The organism is Streptomyces sp. CAU 1734, assembly GCF_039888735.1.
Classification (GTDB): Bacteria; Actinomycetota; Actinomycetes; order Streptomycetales; family Streptomycetaceae; genus Streptomyces.
The window spans coordinates 107182-128242 of record NZ_JBDQQP010000002.1 but is presented as its reverse complement, the minus strand read 5'-3'; the positions used below and the strand labels follow the sequence as shown (position 1 = coordinate 128242).

Below are 21061 nucleotides of genomic sequence, written 5' to 3'. Positions count from 1 at the left end.
CCCCGTGTCACCGGGGGAGCCGGGGCCCGCGCGTTGGTCACACCCGTCACGGGGTGTACTTGTACCCCACCCGTCGCACCGTCTGGATGGTGTGCCGGTGCTCGGCCCCCAGCTTCCGCCTCAGCCGCGCCACATGGACGTCCACGGTCCGGCCGTCGCCCACATGGCCGTACCCCCAGACGGTGGTCACCAGCTGATCGCGCGAGTGCACCCGGTGCGGGTTGGCCACCAGATGCGCCAGCAGCTCGAATTCGAGATAGGTCAGATCGAGCGCCCGGCCGTTGACCAGGGCCAGCCGCTCGACCTTGTCGATCCGCACCGGACCCTGCTCGGCCGGTTCGGCCACCGCGGGCTGCGGCTGCGGGACGAGCGCCGGGGGCTGCTGATCGGCGGGTACGAGGACGAGATAGCCGACCATCGGCGGCCGGCCCGGCAGGCTGGGCACGCTGTGCTGCGGCGCGGGCAGCCAGGTCGCCCCGGGCGGCAGGAACTCCGCCACATTGACGAAGCCGCTCAGCGGCACGACCTCGTCGCGGTCGACGGCGCGCAATCGATGGCGCCCGGGGGTCAGTGAACCGGGCTTTCCGCCGGCCGGGCGGGAGGCGACGGAGGAGGTCGCCGCGGACGGAACAGCGGAGAAGGAACGGGAGTTCACCATGAGAGGTCAGCTCTCTTTCGCGCGAAGGAGTCGTCGAGTCATCAGGACGGACGTACGTCGTTGCGCGCTGGGCCGAAGGCCGGACGGGCGGCTTTAGAGGGCCTGCGCGTTCATCGCGCGACGACACTCCCGGTCGAAGTCGTGGTGCTGCCGGGACGGCCAGAACGGCTCAAGGTCGAAGCGACCTGTCGCGGAATCCCCAAAGCTGGCCATGGCCTCATTGAATCAGATGAACACCGTGTGAGCGATGGTCTCGCCCACGTATCGAGACGCGGATCTCATCACACCGGCGGGGCCCCGCACGGCGGCCCCGCCGCCGAACTCCCCCCGGGACAGGGCCCATCAGGGGCTCGGGGCGCGGGGAGACGCGAGAGGGCGCCCGCCGTGACCGGCGAGCGCCCCTGTGACATGTCCGGGATCCGACCCGTTCGGGCCGGAGCCGGACGGGATCAGACCTGTCCGGCCTTCTCCAGCGCGGTGCAGCAGGTGTCCACCAGCAGCCGGGTCACCACATACGGGTCGACGTTGGCGTTCGGGCGGCGGTCCTCGATGTATCCCTTGCCGTCCTTCTCCACCTGCCACGGGATCCGCACCGACGCGCCCCGGTCGGAGACGCCGTAGCTGTACTCGTTCCACGGCGCGGTCTCGTGCAGACCGGTGAGCCGGTCGTCGATGCCCGCACCGTAGTTCTTGACGTGGTCGAGCGGCTTGGACCCCTCGCCCAGCGACTCGCAGGCGGTGATGATTGCGTCGTACCCCTCGCGCATCGCCCGGGTGGAGAAGTTGGTGTGCGCTCCCGCGCCGTTCCAGTCGCCCTTCACCGGCTTCGGGTCGAGGGTGGCCGCGATTTTGAAGTCCTCGGCGGTGCGGTAGAGCAGCCAGCGCGCGATCCACAGCTGGTCGGCGACGACCAGCGGCGGCAGCGGGCCGACCTGGAACTCCCACTGCCCGGGCATGACCTCGGCGTTGATCCCGGAGATCCCGAGACCGGCCCGGAGACAGTTCTCCAGGTGCGCCTCCACGACATCGCGGCCGTGGATCTCGTCGACGCCCACGCCGCAGTAGTAGCCGCCCTGCGGGGCGGGGAAGCCGCCGACCGGGAAGCCGAGCGGGCGGTCCCCCTCGAAGAAGGTGTACTCCTGCTCGATCCCGAAGACCGGCTCCTGGCCGGCGAACCGCTCGGCCACCTCCGCCAGCTCCGCGCGGGTGTTGGAGGAGTGCGGGGTCATGTCCGTGTTGAGGACCTCGCAGAGCACCAGCACATGGTCGCCGCCCCGGATCGGGTCGGGGCAGGTGTACACCGGGTTCAGCACCCGGTCGGAGGCATGCCCCTTGGCCTGGTTGGTGCTGGACCCGTCGAAGCCCCAGATCGGCAGCTCGGCGCCGTCGGCGAGAATCCTCGTCTTGGAGCGGAGCTTGGCGGTCGGCTCGGTGCCGTCGATCCAGATGTACTCAGCCTTGAAGGTCACGGGGCCTCATCCTCTGCGGGTGCTGCGGTCTGTCGCACACTCTCGCAATTCGGGATTTCCCGCCCGTTGCCCATGTGTGAACCACGTGTTACGAGGGATGGGTGGTGCTGGAGTCTTATTTGCCCCGTTTGGCGGTACGGGGTGGCCCGCTCACCCTCCGCCCGCTCACCCCCCGCCCGCTCACCCCCCGCCCGCGCGCTCCGCGCCCTGCTTCACCAGGGACCCGAACCCGGCGTCGCGGATCCGCCGCACCAGATCGGCACGGCTCGTCCCCAGCGCCCCGGCCGTGCGGTCGAGATGCCAGTCGTGGTCATGGAGCCGGTCCAGCAGATATCCGCGCCGGATCTGGGCGTCCGAAAGACGGAAACTCTTCAGATAGGCGACCCGCCCCTTGCGGTCGGTGATCGTCTCGCCGATGTGCTGCTCCGGCTCGCCGCGCCGGAAGGACGGCAGAAACCGCCAGAGCGTGAACGCCTCCATCGCGTACACCCGCTCGAACCGGTACGAGGCGTCCAGCAGCCGGGACGCCATCAGTGTGTCGTGCCCCCGGGTCCACTCCCGCCCGGCCTCCACCGCCGCCGCCCGCAAGTCCGCGAGCGACCGCAGACGGACCCCGTCCCCCAGCCGGGTCTCGAAGCCGGCCACCGGGCGGCCGAAGAAGGCGTACTGATACACCAGCTCCCCGTAGAGATCCTCCAGCAGCGAGCGGTGCAGCGCCCGGTAGTCCTCCGGATGCGGTACGGCGAAGGCGGCGGCGAGCGAGTCCGCCGCGTACACCAGGACACCGCACTGGCCCGGATGGATCTCGAACACCCGCAGCGCGTCGCCGAGGCCGGGTATCGCCCACCCCGCGTACGCCGCCTCGGCGCGCGGGGTGAGCCCCTGGCGCACCGCCTCCCGGGACCATTCGTCCCAGACCACGGAGGGGCCGCCGAAGTGCAGCGACAGATAGCCGTCCAGCGCCAGATGGAGCGGCAGGAACCGCAGCCGCCGCTCGGCCGTGCCCTTGTCGCGCCGGCGCTTGGCGAGCCGGTGGTGGACGCGCAGGGGAACACAGGGCGGCGGCTCCCCGCCCAGCCGGGTGCCGTACGCGGCGGCCTGCCCGCCCTCCCCGGATCCCGACCAGTCGGCCACGAAGCCGTGCGGAATGTAGGAGACATAGCGGGTGCGATCCCCGGTGTCGACCATGCCGTACCCCGGCCCGGATCCGCCTTCGCCGTCGTCCCCGTACAGCTCATGGCGGAGCCGCAGCCCCTCCACGGGCGTCTCGCGGATCAGCGGGACCAGCCGGATGCCGCCCCACACCTGGCCGGGCGCGGCCGTCAGTCCGGTGGTGTCGAGTCGGTTCACCGCTCGCTCTCCTTCTCCTGTGCCCTCTTCCGGCGGGCGCCGCCGCCGATCAGCCGGGCGACCCGGCGGTCCAGATACGACTGGAGCTCCGCCAGTCCCGTACGGCCCTCGGCGAACTGCGCGATCTCCACCAGCGCGGCCAGATCCTCCGCGTCCCGGATCCCGGCCGTCGGCACACTCGGCGCCAGCCGGCGCACATCGAGGCCCTCCGCGTCGTGGACCGGATTGAGATGGACCACACTCGTGCGGCGCTCCGGATCGAGCCGGGTCCGCCAGATCCGCAGCACCTCGCCGGCGAGGCCCGGCGGGGCGTTGTCCCAGCCGTCCGAGACGATCACCAGCCGCTCGGGGGAGTCCTCCAGCGCGTCCAGGATCCGGGTGCCCAGCGGGCTCGCCCCCCGGGGACGCACCAGCAGCGGATCGGCCGCCGCCCGCTCGCCCGAGACCCAGTGCCCCCGGTAGCCGCCGGCCAGCGCCTCCAGCAGATAGTGCGCGCCCAGCGCGACCGCCAGCGGACGGCGCCGCTTCACCCCCGAACCGGAGGACGAGTAACTGTCGTCCAGCACCGCGCTCACCCGGCCCCAGGTCCCGGCATGCGGCCCGGCGGCCCGGCGCGCGGCCCTCCGCAGCGCCCCGGTCAGCTCCGCCCGCCGCTCGGCGCGCTCCCCGAACGGCAGCGAGAGGACATACAGGGCGAGCCGGGTCAGCGGCATCACCCCGAGATCGGCGCCGGGCGCACCGCCCTCGCCCCGGGTGCGCAGCCGCTCCAGCCGGGTCATCCGGGGCGCGGCCCGCTCCAGCAGCTCCCGGCGGGACACCCCGTGCCCGGCGGCGAAGCCCTCGGCGACGGTGAACGGCAGCTCCTTCAGCGCCGCCCGCTCATGGCGCGCGCGGCGGTGGGCGTCGAGCAGCGGATGGCCGTAACGGGCCCGCCGTCCCGGCCTGAAGAGGAAATCCCCCAGCTCGGCGGAGTCGCCGGCGGTCAGGGGCAGATGGATGTGGCGGACCGCCGACTTCAGCCCGGCGCGGTACTTCACGGCGTCATGGCCGAGATCGGGCCGGGCGGCCAGCCACTCCCGCTGGATCGCCCGGCTCCGCCGGTTGTTGACCCCGGCCGCGCGCAGCGCCCGGAAGAGCCGGTAGACCCGGGGCGGCGGCAGCAGCGCGAGCCGGGCGGCGATCAGCTCGCCCTCCCGCCGCTTCTGCTCCGGGCCGGCCTCGTCCGCCGTGCACAGCAGCCGCTCGATGATCAGGGCGGCGTTGTGGTCGTTGATGTCCAGGGCGAGCACCGCCGCGTACAGGGGCCGGTAGTTGACCCGCGCGTACTCGTGCAGAAAGGCCAGCGAGAGCCGCTGCTCGGCCGCCCCGGAGCGGAACTCCCGCTGCCCGGTGGCGGTGATCGCCGCGTTCACGAAGAGGAGTATGTCCTCGGCCGCGATCAGCTCCGCGATCCCGGTACCCGCCGCGCCCGTCGTCACCCTGCCCCCTCAGCCGCCCCCGATATGCGTGAGCCGGCCGGGGAATGAGGGCGCGAACAGCGAAATCATTGTTTACCGACAAGTCCCGGAAGTCGCGCCGGAGTCCCGCGGCCGGCCCGCAGAACCTAACATCCGGGCCGCTTCCCCTTCTCCCGCTTTTCCCGCTCTTCCCGGCACCGGGTTCCTCCCGTGCGCGCGGCGGGGCAGACTGGGGCCCATGAGCGACAACCCGGGTGAGAAGCTGCGTTTCGGACTCTTCGGTGCCGGCCCCTGGGCCGAGCACACCCACGCGCCGGCCCTGGCCGCGCACGCCGGGGTGGACTTCGCCGGGGTGTGGGCCCGGCGTCCCGAGGCCGCCGCCGCGCTGGCCGCCGCGCACGGTACGGCGGCGTACTCGGGCGACGACGGCGCCCGCGAACTGCTCGCCGCCTGCGATGCCGCCGCCTTCGCGCTGCCGCCGGACATCCAGGCCCGGTTCGCGGTCCTCGCCGCCGAGGCGGGCTGTCATCTGCTGCTGGACAAGCCGGTCGCCACCTCGGTGGCGGAGGCCCGCGCGGCGGCCGACGCCGCCGCCCGCGCCTCGGTCTCCTCGGTGGTCCTGTGCACCCTGCGCTTCTCCGGCCTCACCGCGCCGTGGATCAGGGAGCAGGCGGCGCTGGGCGGCTGGTTCACCGCCCACGCCCAGTGGCTCGGCTCGCTCTACGCGCCGGACTCCCGGAGCCGGTACGCGGCGTCCCCCTGGCGGCGCGACAAGGGCGGTCTGTGGGATGTGGGGCCGCATGTGCTCTCCGTACTCCTGCCGATCCTCGGCGAGGTGACCGGGCTGACCGCCGCGCGCGGGCCGCGGGACACCGCGCATCTGGTGCTGCGCCATGACTCGGGGGCCTCCAGCACGGTGACGGTCGGCCTCGGCGCCCCCGCCAAGGGAGCGGGCGCGAGCATCCAGCTCGTCGGCGACCAGGGACGGGCGACGATTCCGGAGTGGTCGGATCCGGTCAGCTCGTACGGTGCCGCCATCGGCGAACTGCGCTCGGCCATCGCGACCGGCCGCCCGCACGAGTGCGATGTCCGCTTCGGTCTGCGGCTGACCGAACTCCTCGCGGAGGCGGAACGGCAGCTCGGCCGAGAGAGGGGCGACGCGCCCTTCGCGTAAGGTGCGCCCGTGCCTCTTCTGGAGATAACCGACCTGGTCATCGCCCATGACCCGGAGACCCGCGAACGGCTGCCGGTCCGCCGTGACGAGATCGTGGCGCGGCTGGCGGCGGCCGGCGACCGGAGCGGTGCCCGGATCGCGGCGCGGCTGCCGTGCGACGGCGACGGCGTCCTGGACCCCGGCGCGGTGGACCGCAGGCTGATCGCGGTCCACACCGAACTCCAGCGGCTGAGCGAGGAACTGCGCGTCGGCGAGCGCATCACGGAACTCCTCGGCCCGATCCTGACGGCGGTCCGCGCGGCCGACCCGGGGGCCCGGCTGCGGGTGGTCGACGTGGGCTGTGGGCTCGGCTATCTGATCCGCCGGCTGGCGGCGGGAGCGGGCCCCTGCGCCCGCCGCGCCGCTCGGCTGCCCGGCCCCGCCCCCGCCGTCGACTTCGCCGGGGTGGAGCTCATCGGCGTGGACCACAACGCCGCCCTGGTCGCCGAGGCCGACCGCCTCGCGCGGGCCGAGAACCTGCCCTGCCGATTCGTCCGCGGCGACGCCTTCGCCCTGGACGAGCCCGCCACGGTCCATGTCTCCACGGGTGTGCTCCACCACTTCCGCGGCCCCGAGCTGGACGCCTTCTTCACGGCCCAGTCGGCGGCCGCCACCGGTGCCGCCGCCTTCTGCCACTACGACATCGCCGCCACCGGCCTCGCCGCCGTCGGCGCCCGGGTCTTCCACCGGGCCAGGATGCGGGACCCACTGGGCCGGCACGACGGCGTCGTCTCCGCCCGCCGGGCCCACGACGACGCCACCCTGCTGCGCGCCGCCGCCCGGGCCGAGGGCATGGTGCCGCTCGTATACGAACCCAAGGGGCGGAGCAATCCCTTCTGCACCACGCTCCGCCCGGTGATCGGCATCCGGCCCGAACTCCTCCCCGGGCTGCGCGCGGCCCTGGGCAGCCGCTCGTCCGGCCGGCTGGTGGGCGAACTCCCCGCCCGCGCGCCCGCTCCCGGACCCGTACCGCCGGAGCGCCGGCGGTGAGCGCCGTACTCCTGCTCCTCCTCGCCCTCACCGACGCCGCGTTCGCCGGCTTCCGCGCCCATGCCGGGCGCAATGGCCGGATCCGCAAGGGCGGGGCCAATGCGCGGGCCGCCGGACGCGGTCTGGGCGTCGCCGCCCCGGCACTGGCACCGGCCGCCGCCATCGGCGCCGCGCTGCTGCTGACCGCCGCCGACCCGGCGGCCCGGTACGCGGAACTCGACGCGGGGGCGCGCCGCATGCTGGCGGTCCTCATCCCCTACACGGCGGTGGTCCTGCTGAGCCTGGCCGCCCACCTCTGGGCGCCCTTCCGGCTCAGCACCCTCGCGACGGTGATCGGCCTCGGCCCGCTGACCCTGGTGCGGCCCCTGGTGGTGACGGCCGGCGCGGTCGCGGCGGCCTGGGGCTCCCCGTGGTCGGCGGCGGTCGCGGTCGCGGCCGGGGCGGGCGTCCTGCTGGTCGAGCCGCTGACCCACCGCCGCTGGTACCGCGCCCCGCTCTGACGCCCGGGGGAGCGCCGTCAGCTCCGCCCGATGGCGTCCCGCACCGCCTCATCCGTACGCGCCACGACGGCCGTCCCGTCGTCCGCCGTGATGATCGGCCGCTGAATCAGCCGCGGATGGCGGACCAGGGCCCCGATCCACCGCTCCCGCGCCGGCTCGTCCCGCGCCCACTCCCGCAGCCCCAGCTCCCCGGCCACCGCCTCGCCCGTCCTGGTGATGTCCCAGGGTTCGAGGCCGAGCCGCCCGAGGATGTCCCGGATCTCCTCCTCGCCGGGCACCTCCTCCAGATACCGGCGGACGGTGTACGAGGCCCCCTCGGCATCGAGCAGGGTGAGTGCGCCGCGGCACTTGGAACAGGCGGGATTGATCCAGATCTCCATCCGCCCACGGTACCGCCGCGAGCCGCCCCCGGACCTCCTCAAACACCGTCTGGCCAGGGGCGATTGTCAGTGCCGGGCAGTAGAATGGAGAGTAGTTCGGGATGGTCCCGCCACCGTGCCTGGAGGTTGCCGATGGCCGTAACCAGACTCATGACGAAGCCGGCCGAGACAAGCGCCACGACCGTGTCCGAGCGCGGACAGGAGCCCCTGTTCGCGTACACACCCCTGAGGAAGCAGCCGCTCCCGGCCGGCCGGCCGCGCGAGTGGTATGTCACCCACAACCGCCGGCTGAAGGCGATGCGGCTGGCGATCGCCCTGCTCGATTCGGGTGTTCACCACCCGGCGACGGCCGACAACACCCGGATCCGCACCACCGCCGACCGGGTCGGCATCCACCCGCCGTCGGACACCACCTGCCGGATGGTCAGGGCGCTGATCCGCTACGGCCGCTGAGCCGCGCCGCCGCCGTCCCCCGGCCGGACCGGGGGACGGCGGCTCCCGGTCCGGCCCGGGGGCTCTCAGCCCGGCTGTCCCACCCGGTCGCCGGCCCAGCGGATCCCGGCGGTGTCCCCGACCGACACCGTCCCGCCGCGCACCACGGCGGCCTTCATCCCGAAGCTCACCTTGTTGTCGTACTCGGGCTCGCGCCGGTACCCCGCGAGCGTACGGATCGGCTCCGGCCCGGCACGCAGCCCGGTGGCCTGGTCCACCATCGGGACCGCGCAGCGCGTCGCCCGCACCGCGTAGGCGAACACCGCCGACCCGATCTCCAGCCGCCGCATCTCGTCCTCCGCATGCGGCTCCGCGCAGCCGTCCAGCACGATGTTCGGCCGGAACCGGTCCATGGGCACCGGCCGGCCGCCCCGCGCGGTGATCCGCGCGTTCAGCCCGTCGAGCGAGGCGGTGGAGGCGATCAGCAGGGCGTGGGCGTCGGCGAACGCGACCTTGCCCGGGGTCTCGCCCCAGCCGTCCCGGTCGAAGTCCTTGGCCACCCGCACCAGCCGGGAGGCCGCCCCGAGCACCTCGGAGAACCAGGCGGCGGCCTCCTCGCCCTGGTCGACGGCCTCACCCAACGGCTTCCCGAACATGCTCACCGCCCGCCGCTCGCCCTCGGGCGCGACCTGCACCAGCAGGCTCTCCACCCCGCCCGCCGAGAGCCGCAGCCCGGCCCCGCCGCCGGTGACCTCCGGCCGGACGGCGGCCATCGCGGGCAGCGTCCGCTGACTGCGGAAGGAACCGTCGGCGGCGTCGACGACCATGAACAGCCGGTCGTGTTCGAGCCCCGTCTCCGCGGCCGGGGCCGAGGCGACATCCGTACCGGCGCACCCCTTCACGGGGTAGCAGGTCAGCCGGCTGACGGTGATCGCGCCGCCCCGCGGTTCAGACTCGGCCATGGAGACGCTCCTTCACGGTGGGCCACTCATCGGCGAGGATCGAGAAATAGACGGTGTCGCGCCAGGTTCCGTCGTGCCGCGGTCGATGCCGGCGCAGAACACCCTCCCGCCGGGCGCCGAGCCGCTCGATGGCGGCCTGTGAGCGCTCATTGAGATGATCGGTCTTCAGCTGCACCCGTCCCATGCCCAGCTCCTCGAAGGCATGCGTGAGCAGCAGCAGCTTGGTCTCGCTGTTGACCGCGGTGCGCCAGTGACGGCGCCCGTACCAGGTCCACCCGATCTCCAGCCGCTCGTGGGCCGGCTCGATCTCCAGATAGGTGGTCCAGCCGATGGCCCGCCCGCTCTCCCGGTGCATCACCGCGAAGGGCAGCAACAGCCCCTGCTCGGCCTCGGCCAGCACGGACCGGAGCGTGGCGCCCAGCTCCTCCTCGGTCCGCGGGGCGGGCCCGCCCTGCCAGCGCCACACCTCCTCGTCCCCGCCGCCCGCGGCGAAGAGATCGGGCAGATGGGCCGGGGTGAGCGGTACGAGGGTGACATGTCGGCCCGTGAGGGTGACGGGCATCGGCGGCTTCGCAGGCATGCACCGGAAAATAACCTTTTTCTGCACTAGCCGCAAACATATTTCACACTAGTGCAAACTGTCCCCTCGCTGGTGGTACCGGTACCCGCCCCTCAGTGGGCGATCCCGTCGATCAGCTCCCGCGCCCCCTGCCGCAGCAGCGCCACGGCGACCGACGTCCCGAGCGTCGCGGGATCCAGCGGTCCGGCCCACTCATGAGCGTTCAGCACCCGCTTGCCGTCCGGGGTGAAGACCCTCGCCCGCAGCGACAGCTCCCCGCTCCGCTCGGACCGCGCGTACCCGGCGATCGGCGAATTGCAGTGCCCCTGAAGAACATGGAGGAACATCCGCTCCGCGGTCGCCTCCCGGTGCGCCGCCGGATCCCCCAGACCGCTCACCACATCGATGGTCGCGGCATCCTCCTGCCGGCACTGGAGCGCCAGGATCCCGGCCCCGATCGGCGGGCACATCGTCTCCACCGACAGCACCTCGGAGACGGCGTCCATCCGCCCGATCCGCGCCAGCCCGGAGACCGCCAGCAGCAGCGCGTCGCACTCACCGGCGGCCAGTTTCTCCAGCCGCCGATTGGCGTTCCCGCGCATCGGCACACACTCCAGCCGCGGATGGGACGCGGCGAGCTGCGCGATCCTGCGCACCGACGACGTCCCCACCCGGGTGCCCTCGGGCAGCTCGTCCAGCCCGAGCCCGCCGGGATGCACCAGCGCGTCCCTGACGTCGTCCCGCTCCAGAAACGCCGCGAAGACCGTCCCGGCGGGCAGCGGCCGGTCGGCGGGCACATCCTTCACACAGTGCACGGCCAGATCGGCCTCCCCGGCGAGCAGCGCCGCGTCCACCTCCTTGGTGAACGCCCCCTTGCCCCCCAGCAGCGCCAGATCCCCCATCCACCGGTCCCCCGAGGTCGTGACCGGCACCACCTCGGTCCGGATCCCCGGATGCGACCGCCCCAGCTCGGCACGCACCCGGTCGACTTGGGCGAGCGCCATGGGGGAGGAGCGGGACACGATGCGAATCAGCTCGGGCTCGGACATGCGGACACCATAGAGGCTCGGTGCCGGAGGTTATGCCCCCTTTGGGGCAGACGGGTGGGGTGCCGCTGGAAACGGCTGCTCAGCACGCCGGCGGCGGGTGAACACCGCGCCGCCCGTTGAACGCGGCGGGCCGCCATCCGCGATCGGATGACGGCACGCCCCCGGGATCCGCGGCGAACCGGCCGCGGCGCCCTTTCTAGATGTCGAAGTAGAGCTCGAACTCGTGCGGGTGCGGACGGAGCTGGATCGGGGCGATCTCGTTCGTCCGCTTGTAGTCGATCCAGGTCTCGATCAGGTCGGAGGTGAACACACCGCCGGCCTGGAGGTACTCGTTGTCCGCCTCCAGCGCGTCCAGCACCGCCGGGAGGGAGGTCGGGACCTGGGGGACGCCCGCGTGCTCCTCGGGGGCCAGCTCGTAGAGGTCCTTGTCGATCGGCTCGGCCGGCTCGATCTTGTTCTTGACGCCGTCGAGGCCCGCGAGCAGCAGGGCCGAGAAGGCCAGGTACGGGTTGGACGACGGGTCCGGCGCGCGGAACTCGACGCGCTTGGCCTTCGGGTTCGAGCCGGTGATCGGGATGCGCATGGCCGCGGAGCGGTTGCGCTGCGAGTAGACCAGGTTCACCGGGGCCTCGAAGCCGGGGACCAGACGGTGGTAGGAGTTCACCGTCGGGTTGGTGAAGGCCAGCAGCGACGGGGCGTGCTTCAGGATGCCGCCGATGTAGTAGCGGGCGGTGTCCGAGAGGCCCGCGTAACCCTGCTCGTCGTAGAAGAGCGGGACGCCGCCCTGCCAGAGCGACTGGTGGACGTGCATGCCCGAGCCGTTGTCGCCGAAGATCGGCTTCGGCATGAAGGTCGCGGTCTTGCCGTTCCGCCAGGCGACGTTCTTCACGATGTACTTGAAGAGCATCAGGTCGTCGGCCGCGGCGAGCAGCGTGTTGAACTTGTAGTTGATCTCGGCCTGGCCGGCCGTGCCCACCTCGTGGTGCTGGCGCTCGACCTGGAGGCCCTGGCGGTCCAGCTCCAGGGAGATCTCGGCGCGCAGGTCGGCGAAGTGATCCACCGGCGGGGCCGGGAAGTAGCCGCCCTTGTAGCGGACCTTGTAACCGCGGTTGTCCTCGACCGCACCGGTGTTCCAGGCGCCGGCCTCGGAGTCGATGTGGTAGAAGCCCTCGTTCGCGGAGGTGTTGAAGCGCACCGAGTCGAAGACGTAGAACTCCGCCTCCGGACCGAAGTACGCGGTGTCCGCGATACCGGTCGAGGCGAGGTACGCCTCCGCCTTCTTGGCGATGTTCCGCGGGTCACGGCTGTACTGCTCGCCCGTGATCGGGTCGTGGATGAAGAAGTTGATGTTGACCGTCTTGTCACGGCGGAAGGGATCCAGCCGGGCCGTCGACAGGTCGGCCCGGAGCGCCATGTCCGACTCGTGGATCGCCTGGAAGCCGCGGATCGAGGAGCCGTCGAAGGCCAGCTCCTCCGTCGGGTCGAACACCGCCGCCGGGATGGTGAAGTGCTGCATCACACCAGGCAGGTCGCAGAACCTGACGTCGATGAACTTGACGTCCTCGTCGGCGATGTACTTCTTCGCGTCGTCGGCGTTCTGGAACATCCAACTCCTCCTACTCCCGTCCCCGGGAGGGGCGGGGTTGCAACTCGGTCGCGACGGCCAGTGCGGTGGCGCGCGCAGGTCCCGACCTTAGGCAGACGGGATTTCTCCAGCATGACCCATTTGTTTCGCACAAGTTAACCGGGGCGGGGCGTGTCGATCTCCCCGGCCGGACGCGCGTGACGTGCGCCACGGCCGGGAATCCGCCCCGGGCACAAGGCGGTGAAACCGGGCGCAGTACCGTGGACGGGTGGACAACAGGCAAGTAATGGGATCGTGGCTCTCGGGCCCGCGCGCGACCGCCGAGGAGATGGGCGTCGACTTCGGGTACCGGGGCAAGGGACTCGGACTGCCGGAGCGGGGGCCGGGCTCCATCGCCCCCCTGGGGCGGCGTTTCGGCGCTCTCTTCGTCGACTGGGGGCTCTGCCTCCTCATCGCCTACGGGCTCTTCGCCGCCGGTGACCAGCAGGCCGCGGGCAACTGGGCGCTCGGCATCTTCCTCGTGCTCAGCCTGCTCACCGTCGGCACCGTCGGCTTCACTCCGGGCAAGCGGGCCTTCGGGCTGCGGGTCGTCTCGCAGGACGGCGGCCGGCTCGGTTTCGGCCGGGCCGCCGTGCGCGGTCTGCTGCTGGCCCTCGCCATCCCCGCGCTCATCTGGGACCGCGACGGGCGCGGACTGCACGACCGCCTCGGCCACGCCGTACAGGTACGGATCTGACCCCGCCCGCCGGCGGGACACGGGTACGAGTGAGGGGCGCTCCCGGTTCGGGAGCGCCCCTCAGGTGTTCGTGGCGCCGTGCGCGGGGCCGCGCACAGCGGAGTGCCGGGGTCAGCGGCCCTTCGGTCCGCCGCCGCGCGGCATCCGCATGCCCTTGGGCATCGGACCCTTCGGCAGCGGCATATTGCTCATCAGGTCGCCCATCGCGCGCAGCCGGTCGTTCGCCGACGCCACCTGCGCGCCCGAGAGCACCCGGGGCAGCTTCAGCATCGTCGTCCGGACCTTCTTGAGCGGCACCTGGCCCTCGCCCTTGCCGACCAGGATGTCGTGCACCGGGACATCCACCACGATGCGCGCCATCTTCTTCTTCTCGGCCGCGAGCAGGGTCTTCAGCCGGTTCGGGTTCCCCTCGGCCACCAGCACGATGCCCGCACGGCCGACGGCCCGGTGCACCACGTCCTGGTTGCGGTTCATCGCCACGGCCGGAGTCGTGGACCAGCCGCGGCCGACATTCTGGAGAACGGCGGCAGCCGCTCCCGGCTGCCCCTCCATCTGTCCGAAGGCGGCCTGCTCGGCCCTGCGGCCGAAAATGATCGCCATCGCGAGGAAGGCGAGCAGGAAGCCCAGAATGCCCAGATAGACCGGGTAGCCGATCAAGAAGCCGATCCCGAGGAAGACACCGAAGGTGACGATTCCCACAGCGGCGATGATCAGACCGATCTTCGGATCGGCCTTTCGCGTCATCTTGTACGTCAGAGCGATCTGCTTCAGTCGCCCCGGGTTCGCAGCAGCGTCAGTGCTGTCTGATTTTGCCTTCCTCGCCATAACAGGAAGTTTACGTGGCCTGCGAGACCCGGCCCGCCACGGCCTCCAGTACATGCTGCGCCTCGACCCGGTCCCTGGCCCGGCGGCGGTCCTCCAGGACCGATGTCCAGGCGTTCCGGCGGGCGGTGCGCTGCCCCTGGCCGAGGAGCAGCGACTCCATGGCGCGCAGGGCGCCGGTGACGGACGGGAGAGCGGTTGCGCGTACGGATCGTCCTGGCGCGGCCTGCATGACGGGGATCCCCTCGGGGTGAATGACGAGCCGGGTACGGGAGAAGGCGCCCGCCCGGCCCGGCCTGTGGGGGTGGGCCGGGACGGGCTGTCTGTGCGCTACAAGAAAAATGGTTGCCTGTCGGTGTTACCAGTGCGTGACCGGGTGGTCAAACAGCGGTGAACCGTTCCTTCAGTGGCCGGGGAAAGCGGAACGGCCCGTACACCGCCCCGACCTGCGGGGAGCGTACGGGCCGTGAGGAGCTGGGGGCTACTGGTGGGTAGTTTCCTGTGCGCGACCTCACACAGAGCGTGAGGGGCGGAGCAGCCCTCGGGCGGACCCCCGACCTACGCCACCGCTCGGCTCCGCCGCACTGTGCCGGTGGTCGCGCTCCGCCTCGCCCTGGCTCCGGCCGCGTGCCCGCCCTCGTACCTCGGGCGGACCCCCGACCTACGCCACCGCTCGGCTCCGCCGCTCCATCGCCTGGCCGAAGAGGCGTCCCGCCCGGTACGACGAGCGCACCAGCGGGCCGGACATCACGCCCGAGAAGCCGATCTCCTCGGCCTCCTCCTTCAGCTCCACGAACTCGTGCGGCTTCACCCAGCGCTCCACCGGGTGGTGCCGCACCGACGGGCGCAGGTACTGGGTGATCGTGATCAGCTCGCAGCCCGCCTCGTGCAGATGCCGCAGCGCCTCGCTGACCTCCTCGCGCTCCTCGCCCATGCCCAGGATCAGGTTGGACTTGGTGACCAGCCCCGCCTCACGGGCCCGGGTGATCACCTCCAGCGAGCGCTCGTAACGGAAACCGGGGCGGATCCGCTTGAAGATCCGCGGCACCGTCTCGACGTTGTGCGCCAGCACCTCGGGACGCGAGGAGAAGACCTCGGCCAGCTGCTCCGGCACCGCGTTGAAGTCGGGGATCAGCAGCTCGACCTTGGTCTGGCCGCCCGCGCGCTCCGCCGTCATCGTGTGGATCTGCCGCACGGTCTCCGCGTACAGCCACGCGCCGCCGTCGTCCAGGTCGTCGCGGGCGACGCCGGTGATCGTGGCGTAGTTCAGGTCCATCGTGACGACCGACTCGCCGACCCGGCGGGGCTCGTCACGGTCCAGCGCCTGCGGCTTGCCCGTGTCGATCTGGCAGAAGTCACAGCGCCGGGTGCACTGGTCCCCGCCGATGAGGAAGGTGGCCTCGCGGTCCTCCCAGCACTCGTAGATGTTGGGACAGCCCGCCTCCTGGCACACCGTGTGCAGACCCTCGCTTTTGACGAGCTTCTGCATCTGGGTGTACTCGGGGCCCATCTTCGCCCGGGTCTTGATCCACTCGGGCTTGCGCTCGATGGGGGTCTGGGCGTTCCGGACCTCCAGGCGCAGCATCTTGCGTCCGTCGGGTGCGACAGCGGACACGTCGGCGCCCCTTTCTGCTATCGCGGCATTCGATTCTGCGGCGTCCACCAGAGTACGCCGGTCATTTGTTCGGCCATACGTCCGGCCAACCCCCGGAGTGCGGGGTGCATTCCCGTGCTCCTGGCTACACCGGTGCCTCCACCGGCCTCGGGCGGGGGTCGGCGTTCGCCAGGATCGTCCGCAGATGGCGCTCCACCACCGGCAGCACCTCCGCGATCGTGATCTCCCGGCCCAGCTCGTTCGCCAGCGACGCCACCCCCGCGTCCCGGATGCCGCACGGCACGATCCGGTCGAACCAGGTGTTGTCCGGATTCACATTGAGGGCGAAGCCGTGCATCGAGACACCCTTCGCGATCCGGATCCCGATCGCGGCCAGCTTCCGGTCCTCCCGGCGCTGGCCCGCGTTGGACGGCGCGTACTCCGGGCCGTTCAGCCGGGGGTCGAATTCCTCGTCCATCAGCCGGGGGTCGAAATCCAGCGAGAGGCCGCCGGGCGACGGACGCGTCTCCACCGGGTCGCCCAGCACCCACACCCCGCTGCGGCCCTCCACCCGGCTGGTCGCCAGACCGAACTCCGCGCAGGCGCCGATCAGGGCGTCCTCCAGCCGGCGGACATGGGCGACCACGTCCACCGGACGCGGCAGCTTCAGGATCGGATAGCCCACCAGCTGGCCGGGGCCGTGCCAGGTGATCTTCCCGCCGCGGTCCACATCGACGACGGGGGTGCCGTCGAGCGGACGCTCGCTCTCCTGGGTGCGCCGGCCGGCCGTGTAGACCGGCGGGTGCTCCAGCAGCAGACAGGTGTCCGGAATCTCATCCGCGAACCGGGCGGCATGCACCTCGCGCTGCTTCTGCCACGCCTCCTGGTACTCGACCGCTTCCCCGCCGAAGCCCAGCCGGACGAACCGCAGCTCATTCACGGCACTGCCTCCCTAGAACCTTCACCACGCACATAACGCGCACCAGCCACTGTACGGCCGTCCGGCCCCGCGTCGCGGGGGCGGTGAGGGCGTCAGCACCGACCCCAATCCTCACACGATCGGATGAATGTGGGGCGAAGGAGGCAGTACTCGCGGTAAGGGCCGCTAAATTCACGCCGTTCCATGAGGGCTGCGTCTGGCCCGGAAGGCAGGAGACCGCACAGCTGATGACGGAACGACCCTCGCAGCGCATCCCCAACCGCCAGCTCGCCGCACTCATCCAGGAAGCGGGATTCTCCCACGCGGGTCTCGCCCGCCGCGTCGATCAGCTCGGGCTGGAGCACGGCCTCGATCTGCGCTACGACAAGACGTCCGTGACCCGCTGGCTGCGCGGCCAGCAGCCCCGCGGGACCACCCCGGCACTGATCGCCGAGGTGTTCACCAGACGCCTGGGGCGGCGGCTCTCGGCCCAGGATCTCGGTCTCGACGCCTGCGCCCCCGTCTACGCCGGGCTGGAATTCGCCGCCACCCCCGAGGAGGCCGTGGACATCGTCAGCGGCCTCTGGCGGAAGGACTCCGGCAGCCACGCCGAACTCCGCAAGATCGCCTTCACCCCGGCCGGTCTCGTCGTCCCCAGCCGCGACTGGCTGATCGGCCGGGCCGACGAACGCGTCGGACGCGGCGACCCCCCGTCCCCGCTCCGCGAGACCACCCCCGGCGGCGCCCGGGTCCCCGCCCAGGGAGTCGGCAGTGTGCCCCGGCAGCGCGCCGCCGAGCGGTCCACCGACCGCGGGCCGGGGCAGCGGGTGTCCGGCGGCGACATCGGCGCCCTGCGCGCCGTCGGCGAGCTCTTCCGCACCCTCGACCAGGCATACGGCGGCGGCCACGCCCGGCAGGCACTGGTCCGCTATCTGGAGCACGAGGCCGAGCCGATGCTGCGCGGCGCCTACGGCGAGACCACCGGGCGGCGGCTCTTCGCCGCCGTCGCCGATCTGACCCGGCTGGCCGGGTGGACCTCGTACGACATCGCCGCACACGGTCTCGCCCAGCGCTACTTCGTCCAGGCGCTCCGGCTGGCGCAGGCCGCCGGGGACCGGGCGTACGGCTCGTATGTGCTGGTCACCATGGCCCGCCAGGCCGTCTATCTCGGCCACGGCCGGGAGGCCGTCCAGCTCACCCGGGTCGCCCAGCAGGGCGTCGGCCCGGCCGCGCCGCCGGTGGTGCAGGCCCTGCTCCACGCGGTCGAGGCGCGCGGCCACGGGGTCCTCGGCGAGGTGCGGGCCTGCACCGGCTCCCTCGTACGGGCCGAACGCGCCCTCGGCGCCGCCCGGCCCGGTGACGAGGTGCCCCACTGGGCCCGCTTCTTCGACGAGGGACAGCTCGCGGACGAATTCGGTCACTGCCACCGGGATCTCCAGCAGTACCGGCCGGCCGTGCAGTACGCCGAGCGCTCCCTCCAGCTCCGGCCGCCCGGTCTCGCCCGCAGCCGGCTCTTCTGCCGGGTCGTCCTCGCCTCCGCCCGGCTCGGGCTCGGCGAGCTGGAACAGGCGTGCGCCCTCGGCGCCGAGGCCGCCCACCAGGCCGCCGAAATGCGCTCGGCGCGCGCCGCCGAGTACGTACGCGACTTCGAGCGCCGCCTGGAGCCGTACCGCGACGCCGCCGCCGTGCGGAACTACCGCGACCGGGTCTCCGCCCTGGGCTGAGCCGGCGGTACGGAGAAGTCGCCGGGCACCCCGTCACCGGGCGCCCGGCGTTCCGTGTGCCGGTCAGGCCGCCGAGGGCAGCGGGCGGGGTTCGAGCGGGCTGCTGATCGCGAAGTCCTGGAGGATCGCCGTCGCCGCCCGGCGGGCCGACAGCAGCGACCCCTGCACCGTGCTCGTCGCCCGGTGGTCACCGCAGACGTACAGGCCCGACAGCACCCGCACCGGGCGGCGCACATCGTGCGAGGGTGCCATCGCCGGAACCGCCTCCGGGGTGTGGTGCACCGCCAGCAGCTCCCAGTCGTCCACCGGGGTTCCGTACAGCCTGGCCAGATGCGCCGCCACCTCGCGCTCCAGATCCGGTGAGGGCGTGCCCAGGACCGTCGAGGAGATCAGCGTCCGGCCGCGCGGCGCCCGGGAGGGGTCCACCTCGCTCATCACCGTCGTGTACGCGACAGGGCCGCCGCCCTCGCCGTCCAGCAGCAGCGCCGTGCCCGTCGGCGGCGCCTGCGGGGCCGAGTGGTGCAGCACCGTCACCGGGTGGAAGCGCGGCACCCGCAGGCCCGGCAGCAGCTCCGCCGCCTCCCGCGCGCCGGTGGCCAGGACCAGCGCCCGGCAGGAGAGCTCGCCGTACTCCAGGGTGGTCACCCGGTTGATCGACGCCTCCTTGACCCGTACGCCGGTCAGGATCGTGCCCGGCGGCAGCTCGGCGGCCAGCCGGTCGGGGAGCGAGGCGGCGCCGCCCGCCGGTACGCAGAGCCGGCCCCTGGCGAAGGCGCGCAGCGCCAGATCGGCGCACCGGCTGGAGGTGGTCAGCTCCGGGTCGCAGAGCAGCGCGGAGAGCAGCGGGCGGAGAAAGCCCTGGACCGTGCGGGGCGGCAGGCCCCGGGCCGCCAGAGCCTCGGCCGCCTGCCGCTCGGGGCGCGCCAGCAGACGCTCCACCGGTGTCGCGGCGAGCCGGGCGAGGGAGGCGCCCAGCCGTGCCTCGTCCAGCGGTCTGGGGGCGCTCGCCAGGGCGCGTGCCATGGTCAGTGCGCCTCTCGCGCTCCCCGGCTCACTGCCCCGGCGAACCGTTTCCCCCATCCGCTGGAGCCGTTCGCCGCTCCGTACCAGGACACCCGGTGCGAAGAGGCGCAGCGGCACTCCGGCGAGGCCCGCCGTGCGGTGCGGTTCGGGGTACGCGGCGTTCATCAGTCTGCCGACCCGGTCGAGCCGGAAGCCGTCGACCTCGTCCGTGGTCATCCGGCCGCCCGGTTGGGGCGCCGCCTCCAGAACGCTGACGCTGACACCGGCTCTGGTCAGTTGTTGGGCCGTGGCGAGACCGGCGACACCGGCCCCGACGATGATGACGTCCGCATGGTCCGCGGTGTGAGCGGTGCGTATGAGCACGTGGGCCCTCCCGAGGTCGGCGCGGCGCTGGTGCGGGGAGTTACCCCGACGCGCTCGCGAAATGCCCGAGTCCGCCTTGAGGGTAAGGATGAGTGACGGGGCGTCGGACACGCGCACAGGACGGGGCACGGGTGCGCGCGGGGCGCATTTCCCGGCGGTTCGGGGCGTGGGGGACCCTTGGGCACACTGTTGCGCCCGGCAGGGCGGGATCCGGCCCCCGGGCGGCCGGTTCGGCGCGGCGGCGGGCGGTGTTCAGGCGGAGGCCGGAGGGGCGGGTGGGGCCGGTGGTCAGCGGGGTTCGCGCAGGGCCGCGGTGATCGCGTCGTCGATGTCCGGGAAGGCGAAGGAGAAACCGGAGTCCAGCAGCCGGCGCGGCACCGCGCGCTGACTGCCCAGCACGTCCTCCGCCATCTCGCCCAGCACCGTCCGCAGCACCGGGGCCGGCACCGCGAGGACCGCCGGGCGGCGCAGCACCCGGCCCATCGCCGCCGTGATCTCGCGGTTGGTGACCGGGAAGGGGGCGGTGCAGTTCACCGGTCCCGAGAGGGATTCGGTGTCCAGGATGTGCCGCAGCGCGGCCACCTCGTCATGGAGGGAGATGAAGCTCCAGTACTGCCGGCCGGAGCCCAGCCGGCCGCCCAGCCCGGCCCTGAAGAGCGGGAACATCCGGGCCCACGCGCCGCCCCGGCGGGAGACCACCAGACCGGTGCGGGCGAACGCCGTCCGGATGCCGGCCTCCTCGGCGGGCGCGGCGGCCTCCTCCCACTCCACACAGACCCCGGGGAGGAAGCCCTCGCCGGGCGGGGCGGTCTCGTCGACCGTGCGGCTTCCGGTGTCGCCGTAGTAGCCGACGGCGCTTCCGTTGAGCAGCACCCGGGGCGGGGTGTCCAGCGAGGCGACCGCCTCGGCGAGGGCCGCCGTGCCCAGGACCCGGCTGTCCCTGATCCTCCGGCGGTACTCCGGTGTCCAGCGGTGGTCGCCCACCCCGGCACCGGCGAGATTCACCACGGCCCCGCAGCCCGCCAGGCCCGCCGTGTCGACGAACTGACGGTCCGGATCCCAGCGGACCTCGTCCCCGGCCCGGGCGGGACGCCGCACCAGACGCACCACCTCGTGCCCGTCCGAGCGGAGTGAGTGGGCCAGTGCCGTACCGATGAGGCCGGAGGAACCGGCGATGGCGATCCGCATGGGCCCATCCTGCCCCTTCGGGCCCTCATGACACAGTTGCCTCCATGTCCGAATCACGTGAATCACCTGAACCCCTTGCGTCGCACAG

Annotated in this window: 21 protein-coding genes; 6 read left to right on the top strand and 15 right to left on the bottom strand. The window is 72.6% G+C overall.

Annotation, left to right across the window (positions count from 1 at the left end):
* Window positions 1-46: 46 nt before the first annotated feature.
* From AAFN69_RS04265 to AAFN69_RS04250, 4 genes are all read right to left on the bottom strand, one after another.
* On the bottom strand, window positions 47-658 hold the full coding sequence (locus AAFN69_RS04265; protein WP_347726903.1) for a winged helix-turn-helix domain-containing protein: 612 nt from the start codon (window positions 656-658) through the stop codon (window positions 47-49).
* A gap of 449 nt (window positions 659-1107) precedes the next feature.
* Window positions 1108-2127: a glutamine synthetase gene (gene glnII, locus AAFN69_RS04260; protein ID WP_347726902.1), complete on the bottom strand. Its 1020-nt coding sequence runs from the start codon at window positions 2125-2127 to the stop codon at window positions 1108-1110.
* Window positions 2128-2307: 180 nt separating this feature from the next.
* Window positions 2308-3477: a hypothetical protein gene (locus tag AAFN69_RS04255; protein ID WP_347726901.1), complete on the bottom strand. Its 1170-nt coding sequence runs from the start codon at window positions 3475-3477 to the stop codon at window positions 2308-2310.
* On the bottom strand, window positions 3474-4955 hold the full coding sequence (locus tag AAFN69_RS04250) for a hypothetical protein (RefSeq protein WP_347726900.1): 1482 nt from the start codon (window positions 4953-4955) through the stop codon (window positions 3474-3476). Before AAFN69_RS04250 ends, AAFN69_RS04255 begins: the two co-directional genes overlap by 4 nt.
* A gap of 217 nt (window positions 4956-5172) precedes the next feature.
* Here AAFN69_RS04250 and AAFN69_RS04245 point away from each other — a divergent pair, with 217 nt between their 5' ends.
* The 3 genes from AAFN69_RS04245 to AAFN69_RS04235 are packed head-to-tail and all read left to right on the top strand — an operon-like array spanning window position 5173 to window position 7637.
* A complete protein-coding gene (locus AAFN69_RS04245; RefSeq protein ID WP_347726899.1) occupies window positions 5173-6108 on the top strand; it encodes a Gfo/Idh/MocA family oxidoreductase in 936 nt (311 codons plus the stop codon).
* 9 nt (window positions 6109-6117) lie between these two features.
* The gene (locus AAFN69_RS04240; RefSeq protein WP_347726898.1) at window positions 6118-7137 is read left to right on the top strand and encodes a class I SAM-dependent methyltransferase; all 1020 of its coding nucleotides are present in this window, start codon (window positions 6118-6120) and stop codon (window positions 7135-7137) included.
* Window positions 7134-7637: a hypothetical protein gene (locus tag AAFN69_RS04235; RefSeq protein ID WP_347726897.1), complete on the top strand. Its 504-nt coding sequence runs from the start codon at window positions 7134-7136 to the stop codon at window positions 7635-7637. The genes AAFN69_RS04240 and AAFN69_RS04235 overlap by 4 nt, the downstream gene beginning before the upstream one ends.
* Before the next feature lie 17 nt (window positions 7638-7654).
* Here AAFN69_RS04235 and AAFN69_RS04230 read toward each other — a convergent pair whose 3' ends face one another.
* Window positions 7655-8017, bottom strand: a complete 363-nt coding sequence (locus AAFN69_RS04230) for an ArsC/Spx/MgsR family protein (RefSeq protein WP_347726896.1) — start codon at window positions 8015-8017, stop codon at window positions 7655-7657.
* 132 nt (window positions 8018-8149) lie between these two features.
* On the opposite strand from AAFN69_RS04230, the gene AAFN69_RS04225 reads away from it, so the two are divergent.
* The gene (locus tag AAFN69_RS04225) at window positions 8150-8470 is read left to right on the top strand and encodes a hypothetical protein (protein WP_347726895.1); all 321 of its coding nucleotides are present in this window, start codon (window positions 8150-8152) and stop codon (window positions 8468-8470) included.
* A 65-nt stretch (window positions 8471-8535) separates the two neighbouring features.
* Here AAFN69_RS04225 and AAFN69_RS04220 read toward each other — a convergent pair whose 3' ends face one another.
* From AAFN69_RS04220 to glnA, 4 genes are all read right to left on the bottom strand, one after another.
* Entirely contained in the window at window positions 8536-9411 is an 876-nt protein-coding gene (locus AAFN69_RS04220) for an MOSC N-terminal beta barrel domain-containing protein (RefSeq protein ID WP_347726894.1), read from the bottom strand.
* Entirely contained in the window at window positions 9398-9991 is a 594-nt protein-coding gene (locus AAFN69_RS04215; protein WP_347726893.1) for a GNAT family protein, read from the bottom strand. Before AAFN69_RS04215 ends, AAFN69_RS04220 begins: the two co-directional genes overlap by 14 nt.
* 92 nt (window positions 9992-10083) lie before the next feature.
* Window positions 10084-11019 (bottom strand): hydroxymethylbilane synthase, encoded by a 936-nt coding sequence (gene hemC / locus AAFN69_RS04210; protein WP_347726892.1) that lies wholly within the window; start codon window positions 11017-11019, stop codon window positions 10084-10086.
* Between the two features lie 196 nt (window positions 11020-11215).
* Window positions 11216-12625 (bottom strand): type I glutamate--ammonia ligase, encoded by a 1410-nt coding sequence (gene glnA, locus AAFN69_RS04205; protein WP_347726891.1) that lies wholly within the window; start codon window positions 12623-12625, stop codon window positions 11216-11218.
* A 247-nt stretch (window positions 12626-12872) separates the two neighbouring features.
* Between glnA and AAFN69_RS04200 the strand changes: the two genes are divergently transcribed.
* On the top strand, window positions 12873-13340 hold the full coding sequence (locus tag AAFN69_RS04200; RefSeq protein ID WP_347726890.1) for an RDD family protein: 468 nt from the start codon (window positions 12873-12875) through the stop codon (window positions 13338-13340).
* A 111-nt stretch (window positions 13341-13451) separates the two neighbouring features.
* Here the strand turns inward: AAFN69_RS04200 and AAFN69_RS04195 are convergent, their stop codons facing one another.
* The 4 genes from AAFN69_RS04195 to lipB form a co-directional block, all read right to left on the bottom strand.
* The gene (locus AAFN69_RS04195) at window positions 13452-14165 is read right to left on the bottom strand and encodes a DUF4191 domain-containing protein (RefSeq protein ID WP_347726889.1); all 714 of its coding nucleotides are present in this window, start codon (window positions 14163-14165) and stop codon (window positions 13452-13454) included.
* Between the two features lie 10 nt (window positions 14166-14175).
* Window positions 14176-14394 carry a hypothetical protein gene (locus AAFN69_RS04190; protein ID WP_347726888.1) on the bottom strand — a complete coding sequence of 73 codons (219 nt, stop codon included), beginning with the start codon at window positions 14392-14394 and terminating at the stop codon, window positions 14176-14178.
* A gap of 429 nt (window positions 14395-14823) precedes the next feature.
* On the bottom strand, window positions 14824-15777 hold the full coding sequence (lipA, locus tag AAFN69_RS04185) for a lipoyl synthase (RefSeq protein ID WP_347726887.1): 954 nt from the start codon (window positions 15775-15777) through the stop codon (window positions 14824-14826).
* 124 nt (window positions 15778-15901) lie between these two features.
* The gene (gene lipB / locus AAFN69_RS04180) at window positions 15902-16696 is read right to left on the bottom strand and encodes a lipoyl(octanoyl) transferase LipB (protein ID WP_347726886.1); all 795 of its coding nucleotides are present in this window, start codon (window positions 16694-16696) and stop codon (window positions 15902-15904) included.
* 227 nt (window positions 16697-16923) lie between these two features.
* On the opposite strand from lipB, the gene AAFN69_RS04175 reads away from it, so the two are divergent.
* Window positions 16924-18399, top strand: coding sequence for a regulator (locus tag AAFN69_RS04175; RefSeq protein WP_347726885.1), 1476 nt, complete (start codon window positions 16924-16926; stop codon window positions 18397-18399).
* 63 nt (window positions 18400-18462) lie between these two features.
* On the opposite strand, the gene AAFN69_RS04170 is transcribed toward AAFN69_RS04175, so the two are convergent.
* Window positions 18463-19785 carry an NAD(P)/FAD-dependent oxidoreductase gene (locus tag AAFN69_RS04170; protein WP_347726884.1) on the bottom strand — a complete coding sequence of 441 codons (1323 nt, stop codon included), beginning with the start codon at window positions 19783-19785 and terminating at the stop codon, window positions 18463-18465.
* Between the two features lie 288 nt (window positions 19786-20073).
* Complete coding sequence (locus AAFN69_RS04165; protein WP_347726883.1) at window positions 20074-20973, bottom strand: TIGR01777 family oxidoreductase; 900 nt, start codon at window positions 20971-20973, stop codon at window positions 20074-20076.
* Window positions 20974-21061 lie beyond the last annotated feature (88 nt).